Annotated in this window: 34 protein-coding genes and 2 tRNA genes; 19 read left to right on the forward strand and 17 right to left on the reverse strand. The window is 71.4% G+C overall.

The annotated features are described in order from the left end of the window. Nucleotides 1-20 precede the first annotated feature (20 nt). Nucleotides 21-1004 (forward strand): 5,10-methylenetetrahydromethanopterin reductase, encoded by a 984-nt coding sequence (locus ACQE3L_RS05660; protein WP_426962804.1) that lies wholly within the window; start codon nucleotides 21-23, stop codon nucleotides 1002-1004. 63 nt (nucleotides 1005-1067) lie between these two features. After that, nucleotides 1068-1373: a hypothetical protein gene (locus tag ACQE3L_RS05665; protein WP_426962805.1), complete on the forward strand. Its 306-nt coding sequence runs from the start codon at nucleotides 1068-1070 to the stop codon at nucleotides 1371-1373. Here ACQE3L_RS05665 and ACQE3L_RS05670 read toward each other — a convergent pair. Further along, nucleotides 1361-1942 (reverse strand): DUF7529 family protein, encoded by a 582-nt coding sequence (locus ACQE3L_RS05670; RefSeq protein WP_426962806.1) that lies wholly within the window; start codon nucleotides 1940-1942, stop codon nucleotides 1361-1363. The genes ACQE3L_RS05665 and ACQE3L_RS05670 overlap by 13 nt on opposite strands. 146 nt (nucleotides 1943-2088) lie before the next feature. Here ACQE3L_RS05670 and pyrF point away from each other — a divergent pair, with 146 nt between their 5' ends. The 4 genes from pyrF (at nucleotide 2089) to ACQE3L_RS05690 (ending at nucleotide 4221) form a co-directional block, all read left to right on the forward strand. Further along, entirely contained in the window at nucleotides 2089-2934 is an 846-nt protein-coding gene (gene pyrF / locus ACQE3L_RS05675) for an orotidine-5'-phosphate decarboxylase (protein ID WP_426962807.1), read from the forward strand. Nucleotides 2935-3001: 67 nt separating this feature from the next. Beyond that, on the forward strand, nucleotides 3002-3598 hold the full coding sequence (trmY, locus tag ACQE3L_RS05680) for a tRNA (pseudouridine(54)-N(1))-methyltransferase TrmY (RefSeq protein WP_426962808.1): 597 nt from the start codon (nucleotides 3002-3004) through the stop codon (nucleotides 3596-3598). A 2-nt stretch (nucleotides 3599-3600) separates the two neighbouring features. After that, nucleotides 3601-4041 (forward strand): CHY zinc finger protein, encoded by a 441-nt coding sequence (locus ACQE3L_RS05685; RefSeq protein WP_426962809.1) that lies wholly within the window; start codon nucleotides 3601-3603, stop codon nucleotides 4039-4041. A 107-nt stretch (nucleotides 4042-4148) separates the two neighbouring features. Continuing rightward, nucleotides 4149-4221 (forward strand) — tRNA-Pro (locus tag ACQE3L_RS05690). Nucleotides 4222-4293: 72 nt separating this feature from the next. Here ACQE3L_RS05690 and ACQE3L_RS05695 read toward each other — a convergent pair. Then, nucleotides 4294-4437, reverse strand: a complete 144-nt coding sequence (locus ACQE3L_RS05695; protein ID WP_176696664.1) for a hypothetical protein — start codon at nucleotides 4435-4437, stop codon at nucleotides 4294-4296. A 100-nt stretch (nucleotides 4438-4537) separates the two neighbouring features. Here ACQE3L_RS05695 and ACQE3L_RS05700 point away from each other — a divergent pair, with 100 nt between their 5' ends. Together ACQE3L_RS05700 and ACQE3L_RS05705 are read left to right on the forward strand one after the other, a co-directional pair. Next, a complete protein-coding gene (locus ACQE3L_RS05700; protein ID WP_426962811.1) occupies nucleotides 4538-5131 on the forward strand; it encodes an NUDIX hydrolase in 594 nt (197 codons plus the stop codon). 76 nt (nucleotides 5132-5207) lie between these two features. Further along, nucleotides 5208-6020, forward strand: coding sequence for a CPBP family intramembrane glutamic endopeptidase (locus ACQE3L_RS05705; protein WP_426962812.1), 813 nt, complete (start codon nucleotides 5208-5210; stop codon nucleotides 6018-6020). 126 nt (nucleotides 6021-6146) lie between these two features. On the opposite strand, the gene ACQE3L_RS05710 is transcribed toward ACQE3L_RS05705, so the two are convergent. The 4 genes from ACQE3L_RS05710 to ACQE3L_RS05725 form a co-directional block, all read right to left on the reverse strand. Next, nucleotides 6147-7397: an MBL fold metallo-hydrolase gene (locus tag ACQE3L_RS05710; protein WP_426962813.1), complete on the reverse strand. Its 1251-nt coding sequence runs from the start codon at nucleotides 7395-7397 to the stop codon at nucleotides 6147-6149. A gap of 54 nt (nucleotides 7398-7451) precedes the next feature. Continuing rightward, nucleotides 7452-8033: a DUF998 domain-containing protein gene (locus tag ACQE3L_RS05715; RefSeq protein ID WP_426962814.1), complete on the reverse strand. Its 582-nt coding sequence runs from the start codon at nucleotides 8031-8033 to the stop codon at nucleotides 7452-7454. Between the two features lie 78 nt (nucleotides 8034-8111). Then, on the reverse strand, nucleotides 8112-8291 hold the full coding sequence (locus ACQE3L_RS05720) for a hypothetical protein (protein WP_058366268.1): 180 nt from the start codon (nucleotides 8289-8291) through the stop codon (nucleotides 8112-8114). A gap of 103 nt (nucleotides 8292-8394) precedes the next feature. Next, nucleotides 8395-8694: a WNWW family protein gene (locus ACQE3L_RS05725; protein WP_426962815.1), complete on the reverse strand. Its 300-nt coding sequence runs from the start codon at nucleotides 8692-8694 to the stop codon at nucleotides 8395-8397. A 140-nt stretch (nucleotides 8695-8834) separates the two neighbouring features. Here ACQE3L_RS05725 and glmM point away from each other — a divergent pair, with 140 nt between their 5' ends. Continuing rightward, the gene (glmM, locus tag ACQE3L_RS05730; RefSeq protein WP_426962816.1) at nucleotides 8835-10193 is read left to right on the forward strand and encodes a phosphoglucosamine mutase; all 1359 of its coding nucleotides are present in this window, start codon (nucleotides 8835-8837) and stop codon (nucleotides 10191-10193) included. Between the two features lie 48 nt (nucleotides 10194-10241). Here the strand turns inward: glmM and ACQE3L_RS05735 are convergent, their stop codons facing one another. After that, nucleotides 10242-10694 carry an RNA-binding domain-containing protein gene (locus tag ACQE3L_RS05735; RefSeq protein WP_426962817.1) on the reverse strand — a complete coding sequence of 151 codons (453 nt, stop codon included), beginning with the start codon at nucleotides 10692-10694 and terminating at the stop codon, nucleotides 10242-10244. Further along, on the reverse strand, nucleotides 10691-11269 hold the full coding sequence (locus ACQE3L_RS05740) for an AAA family ATPase (protein WP_426962818.1): 579 nt from the start codon (nucleotides 11267-11269) through the stop codon (nucleotides 10691-10693). The genes ACQE3L_RS05735 and ACQE3L_RS05740 overlap by 4 nt, the downstream gene beginning before the upstream one ends. Nucleotides 11270-11445: 176 nt before the next feature. On the opposite strand from ACQE3L_RS05740, the gene ACQE3L_RS05745 reads away from it, so the two are divergent. Both ACQE3L_RS05745 and ACQE3L_RS05750 read left to right on the forward strand, forming a co-directional pair. After that, a tRNA-Arg gene (locus ACQE3L_RS05745) sits at nucleotides 11446-11520 on the forward strand. 107 nt (nucleotides 11521-11627) lie between these two features. Next, nucleotides 11628-12095, forward strand: coding sequence for a DUF302 domain-containing protein (locus ACQE3L_RS05750; RefSeq protein ID WP_426962819.1), 468 nt, complete (start codon nucleotides 11628-11630; stop codon nucleotides 12093-12095). 3 nt (nucleotides 12096-12098) lie between these two features. On the opposite strand, the gene ACQE3L_RS05755 is transcribed toward ACQE3L_RS05750, so the two are convergent. Next, nucleotides 12099-12419, reverse strand: coding sequence for a DUF7091 family protein (locus tag ACQE3L_RS05755; protein WP_426962820.1), 321 nt, complete (start codon nucleotides 12417-12419; stop codon nucleotides 12099-12101). Nucleotides 12420-12678: 259 nt separating this feature from the next. On the opposite strand from ACQE3L_RS05755, the gene ACQE3L_RS05760 reads away from it, so the two are divergent. The 3 genes from ACQE3L_RS05760 (at nucleotide 12679) to ACQE3L_RS05770 (ending at nucleotide 14803) form a co-directional block, all read left to right on the forward strand. Continuing rightward, nucleotides 12679-13605: a replication factor A gene (locus ACQE3L_RS05760; RefSeq protein WP_426962821.1), complete on the forward strand. Its 927-nt coding sequence runs from the start codon at nucleotides 12679-12681 to the stop codon at nucleotides 13603-13605. Between the two features lies 1 nt (nucleotide 13606). Beyond that, complete coding sequence (locus tag ACQE3L_RS05765; RefSeq protein ID WP_426962822.1) at nucleotides 13607-14233, forward strand: RPA family protein; 627 nt, start codon at nucleotides 13607-13609, stop codon at nucleotides 14231-14233. 168 nt (nucleotides 14234-14401) lie between these two features. Next, a complete protein-coding gene (locus ACQE3L_RS05770; RefSeq protein WP_426962823.1) occupies nucleotides 14402-14803 on the forward strand; it encodes a DUF8146 domain-containing protein in 402 nt (133 codons plus the stop codon). 36 nt (nucleotides 14804-14839) lie between these two features. Here ACQE3L_RS05770 and ACQE3L_RS05775 read toward each other — a convergent pair whose 3' ends face one another. Together ACQE3L_RS05775 and ACQE3L_RS05780 are read right to left on the reverse strand one after the other, a co-directional pair. Beyond that, nucleotides 14840-15295, reverse strand: coding sequence for a DUF5814 domain-containing protein (locus tag ACQE3L_RS05775; RefSeq protein ID WP_426962824.1), 456 nt, complete (start codon nucleotides 15293-15295; stop codon nucleotides 14840-14842). Nucleotides 15296-15337: 42 nt separating this feature from the next. Then, the gene (locus ACQE3L_RS05780) at nucleotides 15338-15685 is read right to left on the reverse strand and encodes a hypothetical protein (RefSeq protein WP_058366257.1); all 348 of its coding nucleotides are present in this window, start codon (nucleotides 15683-15685) and stop codon (nucleotides 15338-15340) included. A gap of 111 nt (nucleotides 15686-15796) precedes the next feature. Here ACQE3L_RS05780 and ACQE3L_RS05785 point away from each other — a divergent pair, with 111 nt between their 5' ends. The 4 genes from ACQE3L_RS05785 (at nucleotide 15797) to ACQE3L_RS05800 (ending at nucleotide 19825) form a co-directional block, all read left to right on the forward strand. Then, complete coding sequence (locus ACQE3L_RS05785) at nucleotides 15797-16264, forward strand: hypothetical protein (protein WP_426962825.1); 468 nt, start codon at nucleotides 15797-15799, stop codon at nucleotides 16262-16264. 79 nt (nucleotides 16265-16343) lie between these two features. Further along, nucleotides 16344-17462 carry a tRNA (guanine(26)-N(2))-dimethyltransferase gene (locus ACQE3L_RS05790; protein WP_426962826.1) on the forward strand — a complete coding sequence of 373 codons (1119 nt, stop codon included), beginning with the start codon at nucleotides 16344-16346 and terminating at the stop codon, nucleotides 17460-17462. Nucleotides 17463-17537: 75 nt separating this feature from the next. Next, a complete protein-coding gene (locus ACQE3L_RS05795) occupies nucleotides 17538-18851 on the forward strand; it encodes a YihY/virulence factor BrkB family protein (protein WP_426962827.1) in 1314 nt (437 codons plus the stop codon). Nucleotides 18852-18853: 2 nt separating this feature from the next. Continuing rightward, nucleotides 18854-19825 carry a phosphatase PAP2 family protein gene (locus ACQE3L_RS05800; protein WP_426962828.1) on the forward strand — a complete coding sequence of 324 codons (972 nt, stop codon included), beginning with the start codon at nucleotides 18854-18856 and terminating at the stop codon, nucleotides 19823-19825. Nucleotides 19826-19863: 38 nt separating this feature from the next. Here ACQE3L_RS05800 and ACQE3L_RS05805 read toward each other — a convergent pair whose 3' ends face one another. Both ACQE3L_RS05805 and glnA read right to left on the reverse strand, forming a co-directional pair. Then, nucleotides 19864-20283, reverse strand: coding sequence for a hypothetical protein (locus ACQE3L_RS05805; protein WP_426962830.1), 420 nt, complete (start codon nucleotides 20281-20283; stop codon nucleotides 19864-19866). A 133-nt stretch (nucleotides 20284-20416) separates the two neighbouring features. Then, nucleotides 20417-21790 carry a type I glutamate--ammonia ligase gene (gene glnA, locus ACQE3L_RS05810; protein ID WP_426962831.1) on the reverse strand — a complete coding sequence of 458 codons (1374 nt, stop codon included), beginning with the start codon at nucleotides 21788-21790 and terminating at the stop codon, nucleotides 20417-20419. 126 nt (nucleotides 21791-21916) lie between these two features. On the opposite strand from glnA, the gene lrp reads away from it, so the two are divergent. Further along, nucleotides 21917-22375 carry an HTH-type transcriptional regulator Lrp gene (gene lrp / locus ACQE3L_RS05815; RefSeq protein ID WP_426962832.1) on the forward strand — a complete coding sequence of 153 codons (459 nt, stop codon included), beginning with the start codon at nucleotides 21917-21919 and terminating at the stop codon, nucleotides 22373-22375. 39 nt (nucleotides 22376-22414) lie between these two features. On the opposite strand, the gene ACQE3L_RS05820 is transcribed toward lrp, so the two are convergent. The 4 genes from ACQE3L_RS05820 to lipA all read right to left on the reverse strand — a co-directional run bounded on the left by ACQE3L_RS05820 (nucleotide 22415) and on the right by lipA (nucleotide 24733). Next, entirely contained in the window at nucleotides 22415-22765 is a 351-nt protein-coding gene (locus ACQE3L_RS05820; RefSeq protein ID WP_426962833.1) for a hypothetical protein, read from the reverse strand. A gap of 69 nt (nucleotides 22766-22834) precedes the next feature. Further along, nucleotides 22835-22987, reverse strand: a complete 153-nt coding sequence (locus tag ACQE3L_RS05825; RefSeq protein ID WP_426962834.1) for a hypothetical protein — start codon at nucleotides 22985-22987, stop codon at nucleotides 22835-22837. A gap of 92 nt (nucleotides 22988-23079) precedes the next feature. Beyond that, the gene (locus ACQE3L_RS05830) at nucleotides 23080-23580 is read right to left on the reverse strand and encodes an HPP family protein (protein ID WP_426962835.1); all 501 of its coding nucleotides are present in this window, start codon (nucleotides 23578-23580) and stop codon (nucleotides 23080-23082) included. A gap of 208 nt (nucleotides 23581-23788) precedes the next feature. Continuing rightward, complete coding sequence (gene lipA, locus ACQE3L_RS05835) at nucleotides 23789-24733, reverse strand: lipoyl synthase (RefSeq protein ID WP_426962836.1); 945 nt, start codon at nucleotides 24731-24733, stop codon at nucleotides 23789-23791. Nucleotides 24734-24779 lie beyond the last annotated feature (46 nt).

The following is a 24779-nucleotide window of genomic DNA, read 5'->3' on the forward strand; positions in this document are numbered from 1 at the left end:
GGGACCCGAGACTGATCACAATGTTCGGCATCGAACTCACCCCGGAACACGAGATGGACAGACTAGTGGCGCTCGGCGAGCGCGCGGAGGCGGCGGGCTACGACGCCGTCTTCTCGACGTGTCACTACAACAACCGCGACCCGTGGGCTGTGCTCTCGCGGCTCGCGGCCGCGACCGACGACGTGCGACTCGGTCCCGGCGTCGCCAACCCGGTCGAGACCCACCCCGTCACGCTCGCCTCGAAGCTGGCGACGCTCGACGAGGTGTCGGGCGGGCGCGCGGTGTTCGGAATCGGACCGGGCGACCCGTCGACACTCTCGAACCTCGGCCTCGCCGACGAGCGCGGGCTTCGCCCCGTTCTGGAGGCGTTCAAGACGGCCCAGAAGCTGTGGGCCGGCGAGCGCGTCGACCACGAGGGGACCTTCGAGGCGACCGACGCGGGGCTCAACTACGAACCCCCGCAGGGCGCCGACCTCCCCGTCTACGTCGGCGGCGAGGGGCCTCACATGTGCAAGATGGCGGCCAAGCACGCCGACGGCCTGCTGTTCAACGGCGCGCATCCCGCGGACCTCGAGTGGGCGCGCGAGCAGGTCGCGGACGGCCTCGCGGACCGGCCCGACCATCGCGGCGCGTTCGACCTCGTGGCCTACGCCGCCGTCTCCGTCGCGGAGGACGGCGACGCCGCCCGCGAGGCCGCCCGGCCCCCGGTCGCGTTCATCGCCGCGGGCGCGGCGCCGCCGGTGCTGGACAGACACGGCGTCGACCGCGAGACGGCGAGCGCCATCGGCGACCGCATCAGCGCGGGCGAGTTCTCCGCGGCGTTCGAGACGGTAACCCCGGCGATGGTCGACGCCTTCTGTCTGGCGGGCACGCCCGCGGAGGTCCGCGAGCGCGGCGAGCAACTGGCCGAGCACGCGGACGGTATCGTCGTCGGCGCGCCGCTCGGCCCGGATCTGGAGACGGGCGTGGACCTGGCGGCCGAGGCGCTCGGCGACGTGTTCTGAACCCACGAGGATCCACGTCAGCGAACCGTCAATTTTTCAGACCGAACGGGCGAACCGCGACGCATGCCCTCCGAGACGGACGGACCGGGGCGACGATTCGATCCCGGTTTCGTGGTCCACACCGTCGCCAGCGGACGCGTCCTCGCGATGCTTCTCGCCGGCGGCTTCGCGGGATACGGTATCGGCGTGATCGATGACGGGACGGTTCTGCTCCCCATCCTCGGTCCCGTTCCCGGCCTGTTGATCGGCAGCGCCGGAATCGCCGTCGCCGCCCTCCTCTACCGGCGGACCGGCTGCTGTGACGGCTGTGGCGAGCAGGACTGTGGGTGTGCCGGCGACTGCGGCGACCGCTGTTCCTACGACGCCTGATCGCCCGCTTCGGGCGGGAAGAAGGGCTCGGGGTCCTCGTGGTGGAAGACGACGCGCTCGTCGTCGGTGAGCGGGCGGACGTAGGTGTTGGTCTCGCCGTCCTCGCGGGCGGCCTCCAGCCACGCCTCGGCCTCCTCGCGCACGTAGAACAGCGGGAGCATGACGGCGAGGCCGGCGTCCGTGTCGCGCATCACGAGCACGAGGAACGTCACGTCGCCCGCGGCCGCGCGGTAGGTCTCGTACTCGTCGAAGGCGTGGTCGTCGACCGTCTCGCGGAGCGCGTCGAACTGCTTCCCGGGGACGAGCGCGTCGAGGCCGACCCGGTCGCGGTCGGCGTTCGGGCGCGCGGAGGGGAGCGGCGTCACGTCACCCACGTCCAGCGTCGTCACGTCCCAGTCCGCCTCGCGGTACTCCTCGGCGGTCGCTTCGAGGTCCGCCTCCACGCGGTCCCAGAGGGTCGCGAAGCGGTCCCGCGAGCCCGTCGGGGCCTCGGCGTCCGCGACGGTCTCGGCGTCGCCTCCTCGGTCCGCGTCGGCGGCATCGGCGGCGTCCGCGGCGTCGTCGGTCATACCTCTTCCGGGGCGTTCGCGGTGCAAAAGGGTTCGGCTCCGGGCTCCGCGGCGGGGCGCAGGGACGACCGCGACGGTGGGCCGTCCCGGCCGACCGCGCCGCCGGACAGAAACGCTTACTCCGGGGGCCGAACCACCGGGGAACGATGACCGACCCCTTCTTCGACCGCCTCGCCGAGCGCATCGACGCGACCGACAGCGTCGTCTCGGTCGGCCTCGACCCGGACCCGTCCCGCATCCCGGAGTTCCTGCGCGACGCCGACCTGCCGCGGTGGGCGTTCAACCGCCGGATCATCGACGCGACCCACGAACACGCGGCCTGCTACAAGCCCAACGCCGCCTTCTACGAGGACCCCGACGGCTGGCGCGCGCTCCGGGAGACGATCGCGTACGCGGCGGGGAAGGGCGTCCCCGTCCTGCTCGACGCCAAGCGCGCCGACATCGGCAACACGACGCGGCAGTACGCCGAGTTGCTCGACCACGCCGACGCCATCACCGTCAACCCCTACCTGGGCCGCGACTCGCTCCAGCCGTTCCTCGACCGCGCGGACGCCGGCGTGTTCGTGCTCTGTCGGACCTCCAACCCCGGTGGGGCGGACTTACAGGACCTCGAACTCGCCTCCGGCGAACCCGTCTACGAGCGCGTCGCCGCGCTGGCGGACCTGTGGAACGAGAAGGGCAACGTCGGCCTCGTCGTGGGCGCGACCACGCCGGACGAACTGGCCGCGGTCCGCGAGACGGTCCCGGACCTGCCGTTTCTCGTCCCCGGCGTCGGCGCGCAGGGCGGCGACGCGGAGGCTGCGGTCGAGCACGGCCTCGCGCCGCGCGAGGGCCACGGCGTCGACGTCGGCCTCGTCAACTCCTCGCGCGGGATCATCTTCGCGGGCGAGGACGCGGCCGCGAGCGCCGGCCGGGACGAGGAGGCGGCCTACTTCCGCGCCGCCGGCGACGCCGCGAAGCGGCTGAAGCGCCGCCTGAACCAGTACCGGTAGCCCGTCTTCGCGCCCTCCCGCCCGACCTCTTCGGACCCCTTTTGTCCTCCGCGGCCGACGCTCGCGCATGCGCCAGTTCCTCGTCATCGGCCACGACGTCCCCACGACTCCCGACTTCGCGCTGGACGACCTCGCGGGCGCGGCCGGTCGGCTGGACCTTTTGTGTCGGTGCGTCAGCTCCGCGGTGTTCCTCTCGCACGGCATCCGCGAGGACGTGCGCGTCCACCTCGTCCTCGCGGACGAGTTCACCGTCCGCTTCGACGCGAGCGACCTCCGTCACCTCCATCCCGACGAGCGCAACATCGCCGCGCGCGTCCGCGGCGCGCTGGAGGAGCGCGACGGCGCCATCGGCCACATGCCAGCCGACGTTTCGCCCGGCGTCGAACTCTATCGCATGGGCGTCGCGGAGACGCTCGAGGCGGCCGCGAGCGAGGGGACCGTCGTCCAGCTTCACGAGGACGGCGATCCGCTCGTCGACGCCGAACCGCCCGCGGACCCCGTCTTCGTCCTCTCGGACCACCTCGATTTCTCCGACGCCGAGGCCGACCTGCTCGCCGAGACCGCCGAGCGCCGGGTTCGCGTCGGCCCGGAACTGCTCCACGCCGACCACGCGATCACCGTCGCGCACAACTGGCTGGACACCGACGGCTACACGAGCTACTGAAGATGGGAGAGCGGACCGACGAGGACGCGGGCGCCGACGCGAGCGGCGTGAGCGATCACGACCGAAACGCGGACCGCCGCACGACCGAGCCCCCGGCCGCGGACCCGCGATTTCCTGTGCCCCTCCGCGGCGTCGCGGTCGATCCCGAGACGCGATGCGCCCACTGGGACGACCCCGTGGACGTGGTCGCGCTCCGGTTCGGCTGCTGTGGGGCCTTTTACCCCTGCGACCGCTGCCACGACGCGGTCGCGGACCACCCCGCCGAGCCGTGGCCCCGCGATCGCTTTTCGGAGCCGGCGGTGCTGTGCGGCGTCTGCGGCGCGACCATGACGCCGCCGGAGTACTTCGCCTGCGGGGATTCCTGTCCCGACTGTGGCGCCGCGTTCAACCCCGGCTGTCGCGCCCATCGCGACCGCTACTTCGAGCCCCGAAGCGAGGAGTGAACTCGGCGTGAAACCGCGGGCGGGCGACACGGCGAGCGTGGGATCGCCTGTCGCGGAGTTCTCGGTTTCGGAAGGGTTAAAGGAATGTGCGCCGTCACTCAGAGTGCGGGCCGGTGGGGTAGCTTGGTATCCTTCGGCCTTCGGGTGGCCGTAACCACGATTCAAATTCGTGCCGGCCCACTTCTCCCGCATTTCTACGCGCTCTACCGACTGGTCCGTCCCAACTGCCGCGACGACCCGTCCGCGACCGGCTTACTCCCCGAACCGAAACACTGCGTACCCGATCGCGGCCGCGATCAGGAGGACGCCGACCGCGGCGAGGGCCATCGTCTCCGTGCCGACCGCGGCGGTCGCGGCTTCCGTGTGCTCGTGCCCCTCGTGTAGGAGGACGTTCATGGCCGATCTACCGACCGCGGCGTACAAGCGTCCTTCGAACGATTCCGGCGCGCGGACGGACCCGCCGCGTTTTATGTCCGGCGCGAGCGGAGCGGCGCGTATGACCGACGAGTCCGCGACGGAGGAGGTGGCGTGGGAGACGACCGCGACCGGGATCGACTACGCGTGTCCCGGCTTCGACGTGCGCCGGGACGAGGTGCGGTTCCCCGACGGGGCCGCCGGCGAGTACCACTACGTCGACGAGCCGCCCGCGGTCGTGGTCCTCCCGTTCACGCCCGACGGCGACGTGGTCGTCATCGAGGAGTGGCGGCAGGCGGTCGACCGCGTCAACCGCGGGCTTCCGGCCGGCGGCGTGGAGCCCGAGGACGGCGACGGGAGCGGTGACGGCGACCGGTCGCTCGCGGACCTGAAGGCGGCCGCCGCCCGCGAGCTCGCGGAGGAGACCGGCCACGAGGCCGACGCGTTCGAGCACCTGATCTCCGTGGAGCCGTCGAACGGCATCGCGAACTCCGTCCACCATCACTTCGTCGCGACCGGGTGCGAGCCGACCGCGGAACAGGCGCTCGACCACAACGAGTCGATCCGGGTGCGGACGGCCGACTACGACGAGCTGCTGGCGGCGGTCGTCGACGGCGACTGTCGGGACGGGCGCACCGCGCTCGCGGTGACGCAGTACGAGCTAACGCGGCGATAAGCGGCCGCCGAGACGGACCCGGCGGGGACCGGTCGCAGGCGAATCGTTAACCATTCGCCGACCCCAAGTGGGGGACATGAGTCGTGCCACCGCCGCCACCGGTCCCCTCCCCGCGCTGCTCGCGGTCGTGAGCAGCCTGGTGCTCGGGGCCGGGGGGCTCTTCTTCGGGTTCCTCCTCCTCAACGTCGCCGCGCTCGCCCTGGTGATCGCCGGGGTCGACATCTCGCCGACGCTCAACATCGTGCTCTCGCTGGCGTTCGTCCAGGGCGTCGGCTGCGTGCTGGTCGCGCTGGCGTACGTCCGCAACCGCGAGCGCGTCAGCGCCGCGGTCAACGACCTGCTCGGAGATGGGGGGCCCGGGGTCCCGTTCTCGGTCGGGTTCGCGTGGCCGAACCTGCGGGACGGCGCGGCCGCGGTCGGCGCGTACCTCGCCGCGTTCGTCGGCGGCCCCATGATCGCCGGGACGATCGCGGGGCTGCTCGCGCAGTCCATCGGCGCCGAGACGGGACAGAACAACGCCGTCGAGATCGCGCTGGAGAGCCCCGAACTGCTGCTGTTGATGATCCCGGCCTCGATCCTCCTCGTCGGTCCGGGCGAGGAGCTGCTGTTCCGCGGCGTCGTCCAGGGACGGCTCCGCGAGGTGTTCGGTCCCGTCGCCTCCGTGGTGCTCGCGGGCACCGTCTTCGCCGGCCTGCACTGGTTCGCGCTCAGCGGCGGCGACCCGGCCGGGAACCTGCTGTCGCTGGGAGTGCTTCTGGTGCCGAGCTACGTCTTCGGCGCGAGCTACGAGTACACCGGCAACATCCTCGTTCCGAGTCTCGCTCACGGGCTTTACAACGCGACGCTGTTCACGCTGTTGTACGTCCTGATCGCGTCCGGAGTGATGTGACTCGGCGCACCGATCGCCTTCTGAACGAGCGATCGGTAGCGTGACCAACGGACGGTGACCGCGGAGTCACCGCGGACCGCCATCACAGAAATGGACGGGCCGACGACGGAGCGAACGCCGCGGCGCTCACACCGTCACGGTCGCGCCCAACTCCGGCGCGCTCGCGTCGTGGCCGTCCGCGGAGAGCCGTTCCGCGAAGCCGGGCGCGTCGTCGCCGTGGACGACCAGTACCTCCGCGCCGCGGTAGGGGTCCAGGAACTCGCGGAGGCCGCCGCGGTCGGCGTGCGCGGAGAAGTCGTACGCCTCGACGGTCGCGCTCACCTGCATCACGCGGCCGTCGATCTCCGCGCTGCCGGTCTCCAGCAGGGACCGACCGGGCGTCCCCTCGACCTGATAGCCGGTCATCGTCACCGCGTTGACCGGATTCGCGCGGACCGCGGGGACGTACGTCATCGCGGGCCCGCCCGAGAGCATCCCGCTCGTGGTGACGATGACGGCGGGCTGGTCGGCGATGCGCTCGCGCTGGCCGTCGCGGCCGTCCACGAACCGGGCGTGGGCGATCGCCCGTCGGAGGGCGTCGGGGTCGCGGACGAAACCCGGATGGTTCTTCAGCATTCGCGCCACGTCGGTCCCCATCCCGTCGACGTAACAGGGGAGGTCGTGGGCCGCACAGACCAGCAGTAGCTCCTGCGTGCGCCCGATGGCGAACGCGGGCGCGACGACGGTGCCGCCCTCCCACAGCGTCGTCTCGACGCGGTCGACGAACCGGTCCTCGACGGTCGCACGCGGCTCGTGATCCACGTCCGCGTAGGTCGACTCGCAGACGACCGCGTCCGCGTCGGGGCGGGCCGTCGTTCCGGAGAGCAGGCGCTGGTCGTCGGTGTGGAAGTCGCCGGCGTACAGCAGCCGCGTCTCGCCGTCGTCGACCAGGACGTGTGCGGAGCCGGGGATGTGGCCGGCGTCGTACAGCGTCACCTCGTAGCCGCCGGCGGCGATTCCGCCACAGACCGGGAACGGCTCGCGGTAGCCGTGGCACCGCTCGACCTCGCCGAGCCGGCGGACGTGCTCGGCGGTGAACGGGCAGGTCGGGCTGTTGCCGCGGAGCTTGAGCGTGTCCCGCGCGAGCGTGCGGGCGAGCTCCCCGGTGGGCGGCGTCCAGTGGATCGCGGGGCGACGCCGCCCCGACAGCAGCGCCGGCACGGAGCCGACGTGGTCGAGGTGGCCGTGCGAGACGACGACCGCCTCCGGCTCCGGCGTCCGGACCGGGTACTGCGGCGGCTCGGCGGCCAGCGTGCCGAAGTCGAGCAGCAGTCGGTCGTCGACGAGCACCGCGCTCCGACCGACCTCGCGGGCGCCGCCGAGGAACTCCAACTCCATCGCCGGACCCTACCGGACGAGGGCGTTAGTGTCTGTCGAGTCCGGGTCTCCCGCTCATCGCTCGCAGTCGGTTCGACCGTCCACCAGCGCGGGGACCGGCCCGAGCAGCCACACCCACGCCGCCACGACCAGCGCGCCGACGAACTCGGGGAGTGCGAGGCCGGTGGCCGGCCAGAGCCCCGCGCCCCACGTCACCCACGCGAGGACGTGGCCGGCCGCGAGGGCGAGGGTGAGGCGACCGGTCGACTCGTTGCGGCGAGCGGCGCCGTCGACCGCGAGCGCGACCGTCGCGAGCAGGAAGAAGCCGACGGCGACGGGCGCGTGCAGGGCGGTCCCGCTCGGGAAGAGCCCCACGCCGGCCAGACAGAGCGTCCCGCCGCCGAACGAGACGCCGACCGCACGGCCGCCGCGCTCCGCCAGCAGGTGCGCGTACGGGAGTCCGAGCAGGCCGCCGCCGACGAGCGACGCGTTGAACGCGAGCGCGCTCGGCGCGCGGACGCCCAGGTCCGAGAGCGCGTCGGCCGTCCACGAGAAGGTCGGGTCCAGCGCCGTCGCCAGCAGGATCCCGCCGAGCGCGACGGCGGGGGAGGCGGCGCCGGCGGCGCGGCGTCGGCCGCCGAAGCGGCGGAGGGGCACGATACGTGACTCTCGCGCTCGGGACAAAAGGATGCCGCCGACTTCCGCGGGGGGACCGGTTCCGGGGAGCGAGCGGCCCTACCGCTGGGTCTCGTCCGCGACGAGGTACGTTTTGCCCCCGCGGCGCTCTAGGTGGAGTTCGGCACCGCGGACGTCGTTCGCGCGGGCGCGCTCCGGAAGGCGGTCGGCTTCGCAGTCGGTCACGTCGAGTCGTGCGCGGCCGGCGAACCGCGTCGAGGGGGTCGTTCGGGAGTCCATACCTCGAGATGCCCGCGTTGCTACCTATAACCGAGCCAAGGGCGGAGTGAAAGTGAAAGTAAGGGCGGGCGTCGGGTCGGCGCCGCGACCGGCGGTCGATCCCCTAGCGGTTCACGCCGGCCGTTCCGTCGTCCTCCACGACGCGGACGGTGAAGGGGGCGTAGCCGCCGTAGGCGGTGTCGAGCGCGCCCATCCACCAGTTCCAGCGCTCGGGGAGGGAGGCGTCGTCGGGCGCGTCCGAGAGGTGCCGCAGCACGTCCGGGACGGTCAGGGCGTGGCCGCGGTCGCGCTTCGGCTTGCCGGAGTCCGCGAGGTCGCGCGCCTGTCGTGCCACCACGCGCTGCTCCGCGTCCGTGCCGCCGAACTCCTCGGCCAGCGCCGCCTCCAGACGCTTCGCGTCCATGTCGCGAGATACGCACCGCAGGTATATGAGTGTGAAGGATTAGCACACGCCGTCCGGTCCGACGGGAAACGGGCGGTCCGACGGGAGCTCACGCGGGCGCCTTCGGAACGGCTTTCCCCCGGGCCGGTCACCTCTCGGGCATGAAGCTGTTCGGCTCCAGCGGCACGCGCGGGGTCGCCATCTCGGACCTGTCGCCGACGTTCGCGTTGCGCGTCGCGAAGGCCGCCGGGACGGTGTGGGAGGCCGACTGCGTCGCGGTCGCCCGCGACACCAGAACCACGGGGGAACTGTTCGCCAACGCCGTCGCCTCGGGGCTCGCGGCGGTCGGCTGTGACGTGGACCGGCTCGGCGTCGCGCCCACGCCCGCGGTGAGCCGCTACTGCGAGGCGGAGGGAGTCCCCTGCGTGCTCGTCACCGCCTCGCACAACCCGCCGGAGTTCAACGGCATCAAGCTCGTCGGCGACGACGGCGTGGAGCTCTCGGTCGACGCGCTCGAACGCGTCGAGAACCACATCCTCGGCGAGGAGTACGACGAGGCGACGTGGGACGCGGTCGGCGAGGAGACGCGCGTCGACGGCGTCACCGAGAGCTACGTCGACGAGGTCGTCGCGAGCGTCGACCGCGCCGCCATCGACGCGGCGGACCTCACCGTCGCGGTCGACCCCGGCCACGGCGCGGGCGCGCTCACGAACCCCGAGGTCTTCCGCCGGCTGGGCTGTGCGGTCGTCACCACGAACGCCCAGCCGGACGGCCACTTCCCCGGGCGGCTGCCCGAACCGGTGCCGGAGCACCTCGACGACCTCCGACGGCTGGTCCGGGCCGCGGACGCGGACGTGGGGATCGCCCACGACGGCGACGCGGACCGCGCGGTGTTCGTCGACGAGCGGGGTCGGTACATCGAGGGCGACGCCTCCATCGCCGCGCTGGCGAAGGCGGCCCTGGAGCCGGGCGACGCCACCGTCGCCGCGGTGAACGTCTCCCAGCGGCTCGTCGACGTCTGCGAGGCGGTCGGTGCGGACCTCGAGTTGACGCCCATCGGCGCGACGAGCATCATCACCCGGACCCGCGAACTACAGGCGGCGGGCACGCGCGTCCCGGTCGCGGGCGAGGGGAACGGCGGCGTCTTCTTCCCCGAGTACCGGCTCACGCGGGACGGCGCCTACATCGGCGCGAAGTTCCTCGAACTGCTCGCGGACGGCCGGACTGCCAGCGAGGTGGTCGAGCCGTTCGCCGACTACCACAACGTCCGCGAGAACGTCGGCTACGACGCGGAACCGGAGTTGGACCGGATGCTCGACGCGGCCGCCGAGTACGCGATGAACGCGGACGCCGACCTCGACACGAAGGACGGCTACCGGCTCGACTACGGCGACGCGTGGGTGCTGGTGCGGCCCTCCGGCACCGAGCCGAAGGTCCGGATCTACGCCGAGGCGCGCGACGCGGACCGCGCCCACGACCTCGCCGCCGAGGCGCGCGAGCAGGTCGAGAACGCGAAGTAGCGCATCTTCCTCGCGAGAAAAGTTCGGGACGGCTGCCCCGTCGGGACGTCAGTAGTCGTCGGCGTCGGGGTCGTAGCGGTCGCCGTACTCGCGGTCGGGGTCGACGGGCGCCCCCTCCTCCGTCTCGGGGGCGACGTAGTCGATGAACGCCCCGACCTCGGGATCGCGGACGGTCACCTCGACCGAGATGTCGCCCAACTCGTCGGGGTTGCCCACCGCGAAGTTGACGACGCCCTCGTAGGCGGCCTGCTTCTTGAGCCGGAAGGAGAACCCGGTCTCGGTGGCGTTGTCGCGGAAGACGCGCCGCGCGGTGTCGAGGATCTCCTGCTCGTGGAGCACGTCCGAGAAGGGGTCGAGGGTGTGCGCCTCCGCGACGAGCAGTCCCGGCTCGTGGGTCAGGTCGGCCTCCGGGAAGACGTTGTGGACGGCGTCGGCCACGCGGTCGGTCACCTCCGTGTCGTTGACCGGTGCCTCGATCCGCACGTCGACGCTGTAGATCATCGCTCGCCCTCCGCTTTCTCGGCGGTGTCCACGACGCCGAGCACCTCGCGTACGCGCTCGCGGAACGAGGCGAGCGACCCGGTGTTGTCGATCTCCACGTCCGCGGCGTCGAGGGTCTCGCCGAGGCCGAGTTCGAGTTCGCGCTCGTCGCGCTCGCGGAGGGCCTCGAGGTCGGAGTCGGACTCGTCGCGCCCGCGCTCGTGGAGGCGCTCGGCGCGGAGGTCGAAGGGGGCGCGGATCGCCACGAGCGTGAAGTCGTCGCCGAACGCCTCGCGGAAGCGCTCCGCCTCCACCATCGATCGGAGGCCGTCGACCAGCACCGCGTCGGCGTCGTCCTCGGCGGCCGCCTCGCGGATCCGCGGGACCGTGCGGGCCGCGACCGCGTCCGCACCCTCCTCCTCGCGGAGCCGCCCCGCCATCTCGCCGTGGTGCTCGGCGGGGTCGAGTCCCCGGCGGCGGCACTCCGCCCGGATGACGTCGCCCATGACGACCACCGGGACCCCCTGCTCCTCCGCGACCGCCGCGGCCTCCCCCTTCCCGCTGCCGGGCAGGCCGACGGTGCCGATGACTCTCATCGGTCCCGCTACCCGCGTCGCGGACTTATGTCTGCTGTTGCGGGCCGCGCCGCGGCCGGTGGCGCCCGCGGACGCGTCGGCGGCGCGCCACGGGAGCGCCGCCCGCGGCCGCGACCCGAGCGCGTCGACCGCGGAACCTAACCGCTTTTTACCGGCCGGGGATAGACACCGGACGAGGGCACGTAGCTCAGCCAGGATAGAGCGTCGGACTTCTAATCCGATGGTCGAGGGTTCGAATCCCTCCGTGCTCGTTCCCACTCCTTGTGTTCCGAAGTCCCGCGCGGTTCCGGACCACGCTTCTCGAGCGCCGACCGCGGTCCGGCGCAGTCCTTATGTCCCTGCTGCCCGCTTCCCCGCTATGAGCCACGCTCCCGCCCCGACCGTGGAGGAGGCGCTCCACACGACCCTCGACGCGCCCTTCGAGGACGCCGTCCCGTTCGTGCAACTGGAACACGAGCTGGCGGACTTCGAGACGGTGCAGGTGACCAGACTCGACGAGATGATCGCGGGCATGCTCGGCGACGAGGTGGAGCGGACCGCGCTGCTGGTGGTCTGTCACCCCCAGATCGCCCGGGACGCGCTCGCCATCGACCCGACGCTTGCGGGCCTGCTCCCCTGCACGACGGTTATCTACGAGTGCGCGGACGACGACCTCGTCCACGTCCACCACGTCTCCGCGACGAAGGCGATCCGCGACCTGGGCTGTGCGCCCGGCGACTGCGAGCCCGAGGTCGAGGCGCTGATCGACCTCACCGGCGAGCGCATGAGCGAGGTCTGGGCGAACATCGAGCGGCACGCCGAGTCCGCGACGCCGGCCGAGGAGTAGCCCTCAGGACCGGTCCGCGGCCCACGTCTCCACGTAGCCGTCCCGCACGTCCTCCGCGCAGCCCTCGCAGTCGGGGTGGCCCGCCTCGAAGCACTCGGGGCGGCCGTCCGCGCCGACCGCGACCGTCCGCTTCTCGGCGTGGCGTCGGCAGACGATCCGCGCGTCGCCGGCCGCGTCCGTCGGCAGGTCGTACCGCTCCGCGCCCGAGCGGTCCGGCTCCCCCTCGTCGTCCCGCCCCTCCGCGTACGCCCGCTTCGCCTCCTCGAACTGGCGGCCGGCCTTGCGGAGCTGCTGCCGGATGACGCGCCCGAGCCGGTCGTCCATGCGCGACCGTTCGGCGGCCGCGGACAAAGGTCCGTTGGCGCGGCCGGGCCTCTCGATCCGACCGTGCGAACGCCACCCGTGGCACCGGGTTCCACTCGAAACGGAGCCCGCGGAGAGCCGACGGCCGTCTGACGCCGTCGCCGTTCTCGGACTCCTTCCGTCGGTTTCCACTTCCACCCCGGTCGCGAAACCTTTTACGCCATTCCGCACCAACGGCCATGTGCCTCCCCTTGAAACACGACCGGAGGCAGTGAACCCCATGAGCGAACTGCGACAACACGCGGACGAGATCGCGGAACAGTTTTCGGACCAGTTGGACGTCTCGCCGGACGAGGTTGAAGAGCGGCTGGAGAACCTCGTCACGGAGTACAGAGTGCCCGTCGACGAGGCGCGCCGCAGCGTCATCAACAGCTACCTCGACGAGGCCGGCATGGAGCGCGAGGAGCTCGGCCGCGGCGGCAGCGAGCAGGTCCAGGTGAACGACATCGACGAGGACGAACAGTGGGTCGACCTGCGCGTGACGCTGGTCGAGCTGTGGGAGCCCCGCAGCGACGCCATCGCACAGGTGGGCCTGCTCGGCGACGAGTCGGGCACCATCAAGTTCGTCTCCTTCGACACCTCCGAGCTCCCCGAGCTGGAGGAGGGACAGGCCTACGAGCTGACGAACGTCGTCACCGACGAGTACGAGGGCCGCTACTCCGTGAAGCTCAACCGGACGACCGGCATCACCGAGATCGACGAGGAGATCGAGGTCGGCGACAACGCCGAGACGGTCGAGGGCGCCCTGGTCGACATCCAGTCCGGCTCCGGCCTGATCAAGCGCTGCCCGGAGGAGGACTGCACGCGCGTCCTCCAGAACGGCCGCTGTAGCGAGCACGGCCAGGTGGAGGGCGAGTTCGACCTCCGCATCAAGGGCGTGCTCGACGACGGCGAGGAGGTCCACGAGGTCATCTTCGACCGCGAGGCCACCGAGGAGCTCACCGGCATGACGCTGGAGGAGGCCAAGGACATGGCGATGGACGCGCTCGACACCACCGTCGTCGCCGAGGACATGGCCGGCGACCTGCTGGGGCGCTACTACCGCGTCAGCGGCCCGACGCTCGGACGCTACGTGCTGGTCAACGACGCCGAGGAGCCCGGGCAGATCGATGCCGAGGCCGCGCTGGTCAAAGCGAGGTCGATCTGAGATGAGCGGTAGCGCACCCACCCGCGAGGTCGCGCGGCGCGTCTTCGCCCGCGAGTTCAACGACGCCGGCTACACGTTCAAGGAGTCCGACGACGAGCGCGCGCCGGTCTACTCGCTGCTCCCGACCGGGGAGAGCGCGAACCGCGTCTTCTTCGTCGGCACGCTGACCGAGAAGGAGGACGTCGGCGACGACAGCGAGTACTGGCAGGGTCGGATCGTCGACCCCACCGGGACGTTCTTCGTCTACGCCGGCCAGTACCAGCCCGAGGCGGCCTCCACGCTCCGCGATCTCGAACCGCCCGCCTACGTCGCAGTCGTGGGCAAGCCCCGGACGTACGAGACGGACGACGGCTCGATCAACGTCTCCGTCCGCCCGGAGTCGATCACCGAGGTCGACGCGACCGTCCGCGACCGCTGGGTCGCCGAGGCGGCCGAGCGCACGCTCGAACGCGTCGCCCGGTTCGACGACGAGGGGAACGAGTACGCGCGCATGGCCGAGGAGGAGTACGATCTCGACCCCGAGACGTACAAGGCCGCGGCCCTGTCCGCGCTGGAGGAGTTGGCGAGCGAGGAGGCGGAGTCGGACGCCGGCGACGCGACCGACTCGGCCGACGCCCCCGAGGCGTAACGCTCCGGAACGGCCGGCGCGCTCCGACGCCCGCCGCGTTCTCCCCCGCCGCACCGATTTTCGCACACGCCTCCGTGCCGCAGCCGTGCGACCGCCACGCCGGGTCGCCGAGCGACCGCGGTAGCGTCTGACAAACCATTAAGTGGAACGGGCTGAGATAGTCGCCCAATGGGCAACAAGAACAAGACCATCTCGTTCCGCGTCAACGAGGACGCGTTCGAGACCCTCCGCGACATCGCCGAGGAGCGGGATATCTCGCTGTCGGCCGTCTTCCGCGACTACGTGGACACGCTGGTTGCCCACGACGGGCGCGTCCGGATCGTCCCCGAAGGCGAGTTGGAGGGCGACGACGAGACGGAGTCGTTCCCGCCGAAGGTCGAGGTCCCCAAGAGCTTCATCCGCGAGCACGAGCGGCTGGAGCTGGAGGCGGACCACCTCCGCGAACAGCTCGAGGAGCACAAACGCTACGTCACCTACCTGCAGGAACAGCTCGACGAGGACGACGAGGACGTGATCCAGCTGGAGGAGCTCGACGGCGAACCCGACGAGCCCTCGTTCCGGCTGGGCTGACGCGGCCGGACCGTTTTTCAGCCCGCGGCCGCCTCGCTACCCGGAGAGCGCCCGCTTCGCCTGCCGCGCCTTCTCGGCCATCTCCGCGTCGCCCTCCACGTCCGCGAGCGCCTCGACCGACTCGATGCGGCGGATCGCGGTGTCGAGGAACGAGCGCACGTCGCCCGTGTAGGCGTACACCATGTAGTCGTCGGTCATCACGTCGACGATGGCGTCGGGGCCGAGCCCCTGCGCGCGCAGTTCCAGCAGGTAGGCGACGAACTTCCGCTCCGGACAGCCGCAGTAGGGGTTCTGGTCGCAGTCGCAGTCGAGGAAGTCCTCCGCGAAGTCCAGCACGCGGTCGCGGGTGGTGCTGTCGAGCTTCGAGAGCCCCTCGCCCGTGAACAGCAGGTCCAGCGTCGCGCCCGAGAACGCCCCCTTCGGAATGGACGTCTCCAGCTGGGAGGCGAGCTGGCGGTGGTTCTTCACGTAGATCTTGTCCGTGATGGCCACAGTTGTCAGGGCGTAGGTCGGTAGCGGGTAAAAGCGCCGCGGTCAGAGGAACTCGCGGACCTCGGAGTACCACATGTCGTGGTGGTCGACCGCGCCGACGCGCTCGGCGACGTCGACCGCGAGCGCGTGCCAGCACCGCTGGTCGGGGTCCTCGGCGTCGAGGTTGTAGGTGGCGTCCGCGCAGTCGCACTCGCCCTCCTCCACGACGTACTCGTCCTCGTGACCGACGACGACGGTGAAGTCGCGGTACTGCTTCACCCGCTCCTCGGCGACCGCCTCGATGGCGCGCTTCCCGCGGTCGCCGTGCGTGTCGACGATGGCGGCGGCTATCGGGCCGGTCAGCTCTCCGGCCGCCTCGAGCGCCTCGCGCCAGTCGTCGACTGGGTCCACGCCCTCCGCTTCTGCCGGGCGCTCCTAAACCCCGTCGGTGCGGTGGTCGGCGTTCCCGAGGGGGGCCTCCCGAGCGTCAGCCCTTTGGCCCGGGTTTCCGTAGCCGGAGGCATGTTCGACGGCCTCCGGGCGACCGTCCGCACGCGCGCCGCTGCGCTCCCCCGCGGGCTCCGGATCCTCCTCGGCATCTTCGGGGTCCTGCTGTGGGTCCTCGGCGCGCAGTACCTCGCGGGCGACGCCGTCCGCGTCGCCGAGTGGGTCGGCGTCGGCGCGGGCGGTGGGGCCGGCGGCGAGGGGGCACTCGTCGCGGTCTTCCTGATCGCCTTCGGCGTCGCGCTCGTCGCCCCGTTCGTTCTCCTGACGGACTGGGAGGCGGGCGAGAGCGCCCGCAGCGCCGCCGCGATCCTCGGGATGATGGCGTGGTTCCTCGTCGCGGACGCGGCCGCGACGCCGCTCGGCGCCGTCGGCGTTCCCTACGGCGCCGCGGTCGCCGCCGTCTTCCTCGCGCCGTTTCTGGTCCTGACGGCGCTCCGCTTCCGGGGCGTCGGCGGTGACACGGCGGAGTCCTGCGGCCGATAGGGGCGACCGGCGCCCGGCGAGGCGACGGTTCTCGACGCGGAGCGCGGTGCTTTTCACCCGCATCCGCGAACGTCGTCCCATGAACGTCGAGGAGGGCGGCGTGACCGTCGAGGTGCCCGAGTCGCGCGACGGCGCCAGCGAGGGGACCGGCGAGGGCGTCTTCTTCAACCCGACGCAGGAGCTGAACCGGGACGTGACCGTGGCGGTCCTGCGGGCGTACGCCGACCGCGAACCGCGGGCCGCGTCGTACCTCGACGCGATGGCCGCCTCCGGGATCCGCGGGGTTCGCGCCGCCGCCGCGGGGTACGACGTCACCTGCGCGGACGTCGACCCCGACGCGGTCGAGTTGGCCCGCGAGAACCTCGCGCGCAACGACCTCGAGGGCGAGGTCGTCCACCGCGACGTGAACGCGCTGATGCACGAGCGCGTCTTCGACGTGATCGACGTCGACCCCTACGGGACGCCGGTCCCCTTCGCGGACGCCGCCTTCGCGAACGGCCGGAACCTGGTCTGTATCACTGCGACCGACACCGCGCCGCTGTGTGGCGCCCACCTCAACAGCGGTATCCGGAAGTACGGGGCCGTGCCGCGCAACACCGACTACCACCCCGAGATGGGGCTGCGGACGCTTTTGTCCGCGATGGTCCGGACCGCGGCGCGCTACGACAAGGCGGCGCGACCGATCCTCTCGCACGTCTCCAGACACTACGCGCGCACCTACCTCGAGCTGGAGTCGGGCGCGCAGGCCGCGGACGGTCAGATAGAGAAACTCGGCTTCGTCCACCACTGCGAGGACTGTCTGGTCCGGGAGCACGAGTTCGGACTCATCCCGACCCCCCCGGAGACGTGTCCGAACTGTGACTCCGAGCGCGTGCTGACCGCGGGCCCGCTCTGGCTCGGCGCGGTCGCGGACCCGGAGTTCGCGCGGGCGACGCGGGCGGCCGTCACCGACGACATGGGCGAGGCGAAACGGGCGCGCAAGCTGCTCGACGGCGTCGCGACCGAGCTCGACACGCCGACCCACTACGACCAGCACCGCCTCTACAAGCAGTGGAGCGAGCCGGCCATCGGCATGGACGACTTCCTGCACCGGCTCCGCGAGGCGGGCCACGAGGCGACGCGGGCCCACTACCACGGCACCGCGTTCAAGACGCCGGCGTCGGTCCCGGAGATCCGCGCCGCGGCGCTGGACGGGTAGCGTCGGCGGCCCGAGGGACCGCACGCTCCGACGACACCCGGCCGATTTTTCACCGCGTGCCGTGAACCGGTCGACGTGCGCGCCGAACTCGCCGCCCTCGTGAGTACGGGCCGTCGGATCGTCGAGGTGACCGAACAGCAGCGCGTGACGTTTCTGGCGGCGGGCGTCGCCTACTACGCGTTCATCTCGCTGATCCCCGCGCTGCTGCTTTTGGTCGCGCTGGCGAGCGCGCTGTTCGGAGAGACGTTCGCGAGCGCGGTGCTCGAAGTGACGAGCGGTTTCCTGACGCCCTCGGGCCAGGACGTGATCGAGAGCGCGCTCGCGTCCGCGGCGGGGCGCGGCGGGGCCACCGTGCTCGGCGCGGCCGTCCTGCTGTGGTCGACGCTGAAGGTGTTTCGCGGGCTCGATACGGCGTTCCTGCAGGTGTACGGCGTCGAGGAGTCGGTCTCCTTCCTCGACCAGTTGCGGGACGCCGCGACGGTCGCGCTCAGCGTCGGCGTCGGGATGGCGGCGATGGTCGTGACCGGTACCGCCGTCGCCGCGCTCGACGTGGTCCCCGTGCTCCGCCTGCTGAGCATCGCGGTCCTTCCCGGCCTGTTGACGCTCGTGTTCCTGCCGATGTACTTCATCCTGCCCTACCCCGCCGTGACCCTGCGTGAGGCGGTGCCGGGCGCGGCGTTCGCAGCGGTCGGGTGGACCGCGCTGCAGGCGGGGTTTCAGCTCTACGCCGCGAGCGCGGGCCAGTATCAGGTGTACGGCGTCATCGGCGGCGTGCTGTTGCTGGTGACGTGGCTCTACCTTGCCGCCACGGTCGTCATCGTCGGCGCGGTCGTCAACGTGGTGCTGGCGGCCGGCCGCGAACCGGGCTTCACGCACGACCCGGTCGCGTCGCCGCTCGCGCCCGCGGGACTCGCCGACCGACACGCCCTTGACGGTCCCGGCCGACCCCCGGTTATGAGCGAACGCAGCGAGGGCGACGCCGGCGCGGGCGAGGACGGGGAGCGCCCCCGCGGCGCGCCCGACGTCTCGGCGCTCGAGGCCGAGGTGGAGCGGCTCCGCGCGGAGTTCGACGAGTTCGAGGACGACGTCGAGCGCCGCACCGTCGACCGCCCGCGGCTGGAGACGGAGCTGAAAGCCTACGTCCGCAAGCGGATGCGGCGCGGACACGCCCGCGGCTGGGGGCCGTATCTCGTGCTGCTGTACGGCACCGTCCTGACGCTCGGCGCGTTCTACTGGATGGACGGGATCTACGCCATCGCCGCGATGGTGGTCCTCGGGCTCTCGACGCTCGGGCTCTACACGCTGTTCGTGATGGTCGGCGTCGGGCTCAACGCGCTGGAGACGCCCGGCAAGGCCCTCGACTACGTGCGGAACCGCGGGGAGGACTGAGGATGCGGAGCGTCGGCGAGTTCGTCGTCGTGGAGGCGCTCCCCGAGGTCGCGGTCGTCCTCGGGGCGGCGGTCACCACGCTGGCGGACACGTGGTTCGTCTTCGGCCTGCTCGCGCTCGTCTACTGGTTCCTGCCCGCGGAGTACGCCCCCGCGCCGCGGCGCACCGGGGCCGCGCTCGTCGCGCTGGCCACCTGCGCGCTGGCGATCCTCACCTTCCTGAAGGTGGGGTTCGGCCTCCCCCGCCCGCCGGCCGCGGCGACCCCGACGCCCGCACCGGGCTGGCTCCCGGGGGCCGCCGGCGCGTGGTTCGAGGGGACGACCGCCTCGGACGGGTTCGGCTTCCCGAGCGGCCACGCGACGGGCGCGACGATCACCTACCTCGGGCTGGCGACCCTGCTGGACCGGCCCGATCGGCGGACGCGCCTGCTCGTGGGGGGCGGCCTCGCGGGCGCGGTCGCGCTCTCGCGCGTCGTCATCGAAGTCCACTACCTCGTCGACGTGGTCGCGGGCGTGGCGCTCGGGACCGGCGTCCTGTTCGGCGGCCTGTGGCTGATGCGGCGCGCGGGCGCCGGGGCCGAGACCGCCTCGGCCGGCCGCTCCGATCCGAACCCGGACGCGCTCGACCCCACGCCGGTCTTCCTGGTCGCGGCCGGCGCCGGTGCCGCCGCGGCCGCGGTCGCCGCCGCGACCGGCCACCCCGGGAGCGTGCTCGACGGCGCGGTCGGTCTCGGGACGGGGCTCGGCGGCGCGCTCGGCTGGCGGGTCTGTGACGGCGACGAGCCGGCCGTGACGCTCCCCGTCGCCGTCCCCGCGCTCGTCATCACCGGCGCGCTGTGGCTCGGGGTGCTCGCCGTCGAACCGCCCCTCCCGCTCGCGGCCGCCATGGCGACCGCGGCGACCGCGGGAATCCTCGCGGCGCCCGCCGTCGGCGAGCGCGTCGCGGACCGCCGCGGAACGGGGCTCGACGCGTAAGTCGGCCGCCCCGGATCGCCGCCGCGCGGGCGCGCCGCTCAGTCGAGTCGCCCGCCGAGGAACTCCTCGACGAGCAACAGCAGGTTGTACGTCACGGTCACGGCGACGCCGACGAGGAGGAAGGCGAGGCGTCCGCCGCCGCCGGCGCTCCCGACGGCGACGATGAGGCCGCGGGCGACAAGCAGCGTCCCGCCGGTCGACAGCAGGTGGATCGCGGACGCCACCCGCGAGGTCGGCGAGCGCTCGACGGTCATCTCGTCGGCCATGCCGCCCCACGCGACCTCCGCGAGCAGCGCGAAGCCGGCGAGCGCGCCGCCGACGTACGCCAGCACGCCCCACACGTCCGGGACGCCGAACGCGTCGATCAGGAGCGCGCCGGCGCCCCACACCGCGAGCGTGTAACCGTACGCCTCCGACTCGGCGATCAGGTTGTACCCCAGTCGCGTCCGGGCGTTCATCGCCATCACGCACTCCCGCGGCGCTCATAAATGCCTGGCCGAGACGGCACGCGCACGGTGCCGGGTCGCGGCGACGCCGTTCGGCGGAGAAAAAATCGAACCGGGGGACCGCCGGTCCGGCGGTGCGGCCCGCTCAGAAGGTCTCGAGGTAGCGGTCCTCTTCCCACTCGGAGACCTGGGTGAGGTACTCCGCGAACTCCTGGCTCTTGGCCTCCGCGAACTTCTCGGAGACGTGCGGGCCGAGCGCGTCCTGAAGCACGTCGTCGCTCTCGAGCTCCTCGACGGCGGCGCCGAGGTTCGGCGGGAGCGTCTCGATGCCGTACTCCTCGCGCTTCGCCTCGTCGAACTCGTAGATGTCCTCGCGGACCGGGTCGCCGGGGTCGGCCTCGTTCTCGATGCCGTCGAGGCCGGCGCCGATGAGCGCCGCCATCGCGAGGTAGGGGTTACACGACGGGTCGGGGCTGCGGACCTCGAAGCGCGCGGAGACGCCCGCGGCGTCGGGGACGCGGACGAGCGCCGAGCGGTTCGTGTCGGACCACGCTACGTAGATGGGGGCCTCGTAGCCGGGGACGAGGCGCTTGTAGGAGTTGACGGTCGGGTTCGTGACGGCCGTGAACGCGGGCGCGTGGTTCAGGATGCCGCCCATGAACTGGTAGGCCGTCTCGCTCAGGTTGAACTCGTCGTCGTCGTCCGCGAAGGCGTTGTTGCCGTCCTCGTCGAACAGCGAGATGTGGCTGTGCATGCCCGAGCCGTTGATCTCCGCGATGGGCTTGGGCATGAACGTCGCGTGGAGGTCGTGCTGGCTCGCGACCGCGCGGACGACCGCGCGGAACGTGGCGATGTTGTCCGCGGTCGTCAGCGCGTCGTCGTACTTGAAGTTGATCTCGTGTTGGCCCTCCGCGACCTCGTGGTGGCTGGCCTCGATCTCGAAGCCCATCTTCTCCAGCGTGAAGATGATCTCCTTGCGGACGTCCGAGGCGAGGTCCTTCGGCGCGAGGTCGAAGTAGCCGCCGTTGTCGTGGGGGATCGTCGTCGCGTTGCCGTTCTCGTCGGTCTCGAACAGGAAGAACTCCGGCTCCGGGCCGATGGAGACGGTGTATCCCATGTCGTCGGCCTTCTCGAGGACGGACTTGAGCACCTGCCGCGGACCGCCGACGAACGGCTCGCCCTCGGTGGTGACGATGTCGCAGATCAGCCGCGCGGCACCGCCGTCGCCGTCGGCCTCGCTACGCCACGGGAGCACCGCGAACGTCTCGGGGTCGGGCACGAGCCGCATGTCCGACTCCTGGATCCGGACGAACCCCTCGATGGAGGAGCCGTCGAAGTAGATGCCCTCGGTGAACGCCTTCTCGGCCTGGTGGGCCGGCACGGAAACGTTCTTCACGACACCGAGAATGTCGGTAAACTGGAGCCGCAGGAAGTCGATGTTCTCCTCGTCGATGCGGTCGAGAACGGCCTGCTCTTTGTCGGTGAGCCCGCCGTCGGGTTTGGCGTGGTCGTCCGTCATGTTCTGGACGGATAGACACAGTATACCCAATATAAAGGTCTTATCGATTGGTGCATGAACCGCCGAGCAGAAATCGAAATTGGATGTTCGTAAAGTTCTAAACCCCTCCGCGCCTCGGGAGATGTAATGACGTACGAAAACCTCGACGCGGAACTCGTGAACGAACTCCTCGGAAACGGCCGCGCCAGCCTCCGCAGCCTCGGGGAAGACCTTGACGTGTCGGTGACTACGGTGTCCAACCACCTCCGCGACCTGGAGGACGAGGGCGTGGTGCAGGGGTACACTCCCGTCGTCGACTACGACAAGCTCGGCTACGACGTGACCGCCATCCTCCAGCTGAAAGTCGAGGGGAGCGCGCTCCCGGACATCACCGAGCGCCTCCGGCAGGAGAAGCAGATGGTCAGCGTCTACGAGGTGACCGGCGACTACGACGTGATCGCCATCGGCAAGTTCACCGACACCGACGGGATGAACGACCAGATCAAGACGCTGCTCACCGACGCGGACATCCGCGAGTCGAACACCTCCGTCGTGCTCAACGCGGTGACGGAGAACGAGCAGTTCGAACTCGACCTCCAGGAGTAGGGCCGTTCGCGGGCGCCCGCCGGACGTGCCGACCGCGAGTCAGGCCATCCCCTCGAAGGTGGCGTCCGCGGACGTGCGCCCCTCGTTGAACGAGAGCACCGTCGCGCGGATCACGTCGCCCTCGCTCACGTCGCCGGGGATCTCCTCCGCGAAGATCACGAACCCCTCCACCTTGCCGACCGCGACCTCGCTGCCCGAGTGGTGGTCGGTGATCTCCGTGACGCCGAACTCGACCGTCTCGCCGAGTTCCACGGGCGGCTCCCGCTTTTGTGCTGCCTTGTGTGCGCGCGCCGACTCGCTGGCTCCGCTCGACCGGCGCCGCCACAGCAGTAACGCCAGCAGAGCGACGAGAGCCACACCTCCGGCCGCGGCGAGGTAGATCGTCTGCATACTCGGCCCCTCGGTGCGTCCCCATTTATAAGTAAAGGGGAGCGACCGCGCGGCCGTCACTGCCCCCCGCTACACGAGGTGCTCGGTCACGTCCTCGACCTCGTGGCGGCAGAAGGGACAGCGGTACGTCGTCGCGAACCCGCTCGACTGGGCGACGGTGTTCGTCTCGAGCTCGTGCATGGCGATCCGACGCTCGCAGTCGGGACACAGAACCTTCGGCACGGTCGTGATACGCGTTCACACGACAATAAATCGCCCGGTGTCGGCGGGATACGCGGGGGTCCCGACGCGGCGGTCGCTCCGGGTCGTCGGCGTCACTCCAGCCGGCTACGGACGGTTCCGGCGGCTGCGACGACCGCGTGGTGGATCGTGACGAGCAGGACGACCGCAGCGACGATGACCGCGGCGGCCCGCGGCGTCGACAGCAGGCCGAGCGAGACGATGAGCGTCGTCGCGCAGGCGGGCGCGTGGTTGGCGTCGGTAGCGATCATCGCCCAGGTGGTCAGCGCGATGGAGACGACACCGGAGGCGGCCAGCCGGAGCCCCGCGGGCGAGAACGGCGGTGTGGACGCGGTGAGCGTGACGCCCTCCGCGATGAACGAGTACGCCAGCAACCCCGCAGCCGCGCCGATGAGGTGGCTCCAGACGACTCGATAGCTCCGGGCGCGGTCGGCCCGTCGATCGAACGCGAGGAGGTACGCCGACGGGCCCAAACTCGGGAAGACGAACGCCTGTCCCGTCGCCCATGCGACCAGCCCGAGCACGGTGAAAAGCAGGCTCGCGTACAGGCTCGTGTAGACGCGGCGCCTGACCATGCCTGCCCCTGACGTTCACGGGAGAAAAGGCTCACCGATCCGGGCGTCCCTTCCACGGGATCGGGTCCGAGCGGCGCGCTCGCGGGACATGCGGCGCTGTCGCGGACGCGGTGCTGTCGCGGTCGTAGTGCCGTTGCGGTGCTGTCGCCGCCGCGGCGAGTCCGTGTCGGCCGGCTGGGGCGTTCCGGGGAACCCCCCGACCGCCCGCTCAGTCGCCCGCTCGTGCCCGCGACCGGGCCTGGTCGACGGTGGCTCCCTCGCGGACGAGCGCGTCGACGAACAGCTCGCCGGCCTTGTACGAGGAGCGGACCATCGGCCCCGAGGCGCAGTAGAGGAAGCCGAGCTCCTCCTCGGCGACGCGTTCCCAGGTGTCGAAGACGTCGGGGTGGACGTACTCGAACACGTCGAGGTGCGAGCGGGACGGCTGGAGGTACTGGCCGAACGTGACGATGTCGACGCCGACCTCGCGGAGGTCCCGCATCGTCCGGTACACCTCGTGGTCGTACTCGCCGAGGCCGAGCATGACGCTCGTCTTCGTGTAGATGTCGGACTCGCGGTCGACCTGGTCGAGCACCGCCATCGTCTGCTCGTAGCCCGCGCGGCGGTCCCGGACCGGCCACTGGAGGCGCTCGACCGTCTCGACGTTGTGAGCGATCACGTCCGGTTCCGCGTCGATGATCCGGCGGACCGCCTCGGGGTCGCCGCCGAAGTCGGGGATCAGTACCTCGACGAGGATCTCCGGGTCGCGCTCCTTGATCGCGCGGATCGTCTCCGCGAAGTGGGCCGAGCCGCCGTCCGCGAGGTCGTCGCGGTCGACGGAGGTTAACACGACGTACTCCAGTCCGATCTCCGCGACCGCGTCCGCGACGTTTTCGGGTTCGTCGGGGTCTAACGCCTCCATCCCGCCGGTCTCCACGTCACAGAAGTTGCACCCGCGCGAGCAGCGGTCGCCCATCAGCATGAACGTCGCCGTTCCCGGTCCCGAACCGGGGCCGTCGCGGCCGGACCAGCACTCCCCGAGGTTCGGACAGTTGGCCTCTTCACAGACCGTGTTGAGGTTCCGGTCGCGGAGCGTCGACTTGATCTCGGCGAACCGCCGGCCCGAGGGCGGTCGCATCTTGAGCCAGTCGGGCTTCCGCCGCCTGCTGCTCATGTCTCACCCTTCGCCGCCGGGGGCAAAAACGTGCGGATCCGTCGGA

The sequence above is a fragment of the Haloparvum alkalitolerans genome (assembly GCF_050122995.1).
GTDB lineage: Archaea > Halobacteriota > Halobacteria > Halobacteriales > Haloferacaceae > Haloparvum > Haloparvum alkalitolerans.

What these genes read in the sequence shown, in the direction of transcription:
- ACQE3L_RS05790 (WP_426962826.1), top strand. Translation starts at nt 16,344, where the DNA reads ATGAACGTCGAGGAGGGCGGCGTGACCGTCGAGGTGCCCGAGTCGCGC.
- pyrF (WP_426962807.1), top strand. Translation starts at nt 2,089, where the DNA reads ATGACCGACCCCTTCTTCGACCGCCTCGCCGAGCGCATCGACGCGACC.
- ACQE3L_RS05700 (WP_426962811.1), top strand. Translation starts at nt 4,538, where the DNA reads ATGACCGACGAGTCCGCGACGGAGGAGGTGGCGTGGGAGACGACCGCG.
- ACQE3L_RS05735 (WP_426962817.1), bottom strand. Translation starts at nt 10,694, where the DNA reads ATGATCTACAGCGTCGACGTGCGGATCGAGGCACCGGTCAACGACACG.
- ACQE3L_RS05805 (WP_426962830.1), bottom strand. Translation starts at nt 20,283, where the DNA reads ATGAACGCCCGGACGCGACTGGGGTACAACCTGATCGCCGAGTCGGAG.
- ACQE3L_RS05660 (WP_426962804.1), top strand. Translation starts at nt 21, where the DNA reads ATGTTCGGCATCGAACTCACCCCGGAACACGAGATGGACAGACTAGTG.
- ACQE3L_RS05725 (WP_426962815.1), bottom strand. Translation starts at nt 8,694, where the DNA reads ATGGACGCGAAGCGTCTGGAGGCGGCGCTGGCCGAGGAGTTCGGCGGC.
- ACQE3L_RS05785 (WP_426962825.1), top strand. Translation starts at nt 15,797, where the DNA reads ATGTTCGACGGCCTCCGGGCGACCGTCCGCACGCGCGCCGCTGCGCTC.
- glnA (WP_426962831.1), bottom strand. Translation starts at nt 21,790, where the DNA reads ATGACGGACGACCACGCCAAACCCGACGGCGGGCTCACCGACAAAGAG.
- ACQE3L_RS05710 (WP_426962813.1), bottom strand. Translation starts at nt 7,397, where the DNA reads ATGGAGTTGGAGTTCCTCGGCGGCGCCCGCGAGGTCGGTCGGAGCGCG.
- lrp (WP_426962832.1), top strand. Translation starts at nt 21,917, where the DNA reads ATGACGTACGAAAACCTCGACGCGGAACTCGTGAACGAACTCCTCGGA.
- ACQE3L_RS05665 (WP_426962805.1), top strand. Translation starts at nt 1,068, where the DNA reads ATGCCCTCCGAGACGGACGGACCGGGGCGACGATTCGATCCCGGTTTC.
- ACQE3L_RS05800 (WP_426962828.1), top strand. Translation starts at nt 18,854, where the DNA reads ATGCGGAGCGTCGGCGAGTTCGTCGTCGTGGAGGCGCTCCCCGAGGTC.
- ACQE3L_RS05765 (WP_426962822.1), top strand. Translation starts at nt 13,607, where the DNA reads ATGAGCGGTAGCGCACCCACCCGCGAGGTCGCGCGGCGCGTCTTCGCC.
- trmY (WP_426962808.1), top strand. Translation starts at nt 3,002, where the DNA reads ATGCGCCAGTTCCTCGTCATCGGCCACGACGTCCCCACGACTCCCGAC.
- glmM (WP_426962816.1), top strand. Translation starts at nt 8,835, where the DNA reads ATGAAGCTGTTCGGCTCCAGCGGCACGCGCGGGGTCGCCATCTCGGAC.
- ACQE3L_RS05705 (WP_426962812.1), top strand. Translation starts at nt 5,208, where the DNA reads ATGAGTCGTGCCACCGCCGCCACCGGTCCCCTCCCCGCGCTGCTCGCG.
- ACQE3L_RS05720 (WP_058366268.1), bottom strand. Translation starts at nt 8,291, where the DNA reads ATGGACTCCCGAACGACCCCCTCGACGCGGTTCGCCGGCCGCGCACGA.
- ACQE3L_RS05740 (WP_426962818.1), bottom strand. Translation starts at nt 11,269, where the DNA reads ATGAGAGTCATCGGCACCGTCGGCCTGCCCGGCAGCGGGAAGGGGGAG.
- ACQE3L_RS05770 (WP_426962823.1), top strand. Translation starts at nt 14,402, where the DNA reads ATGGGCAACAAGAACAAGACCATCTCGTTCCGCGTCAACGAGGACGCG.
- ACQE3L_RS05820 (WP_426962833.1), bottom strand. Translation starts at nt 22,765, where the DNA reads ATGCAGACGATCTACCTCGCCGCGGCCGGAGGTGTGGCTCTCGTCGCT.
- ACQE3L_RS05670 (WP_426962806.1), bottom strand. Translation starts at nt 1,942, where the DNA reads ATGACCGACGACGCCGCGGACGCCGCCGATGCCGCCGACGCGGACCGA.
- ACQE3L_RS05755 (WP_426962820.1), bottom strand. Translation starts at nt 12,419, where the DNA reads ATGGACGACCGGCTCGGGCGCGTCATCCGGCAGCAGCTCCGCAAGGCC.
- ACQE3L_RS05695 (WP_176696664.1), bottom strand. Translation starts at nt 4,437, where the DNA reads ATGAACGTCCTCCTACACGAGGGGCACGAGCACACGGAAGCCGCGACC.
- lipA (WP_426962836.1), bottom strand. Translation starts at nt 24,733, where the DNA reads ATGAGCAGCAGGCGGCGGAAGCCCGACTGGCTCAAGATGCGACCGCCC.
- ACQE3L_RS05830 (WP_426962835.1), bottom strand. Translation starts at nt 23,580, where the DNA reads ATGGTCAGGCGCCGCGTCTACACGAGCCTGTACGCGAGCCTGCTTTTC.
- ACQE3L_RS05750 (WP_426962819.1), top strand. Translation starts at nt 11,628, where the DNA reads ATGAGCCACGCTCCCGCCCCGACCGTGGAGGAGGCGCTCCACACGACC.
- ACQE3L_RS05760 (WP_426962821.1), top strand. Translation starts at nt 12,679, where the DNA reads ATGAGCGAACTGCGACAACACGCGGACGAGATCGCGGAACAGTTTTCG.
- ACQE3L_RS05685 (WP_426962809.1), top strand. Translation starts at nt 3,601, where the DNA reads ATGGGAGAGCGGACCGACGAGGACGCGGGCGCCGACGCGAGCGGCGTG.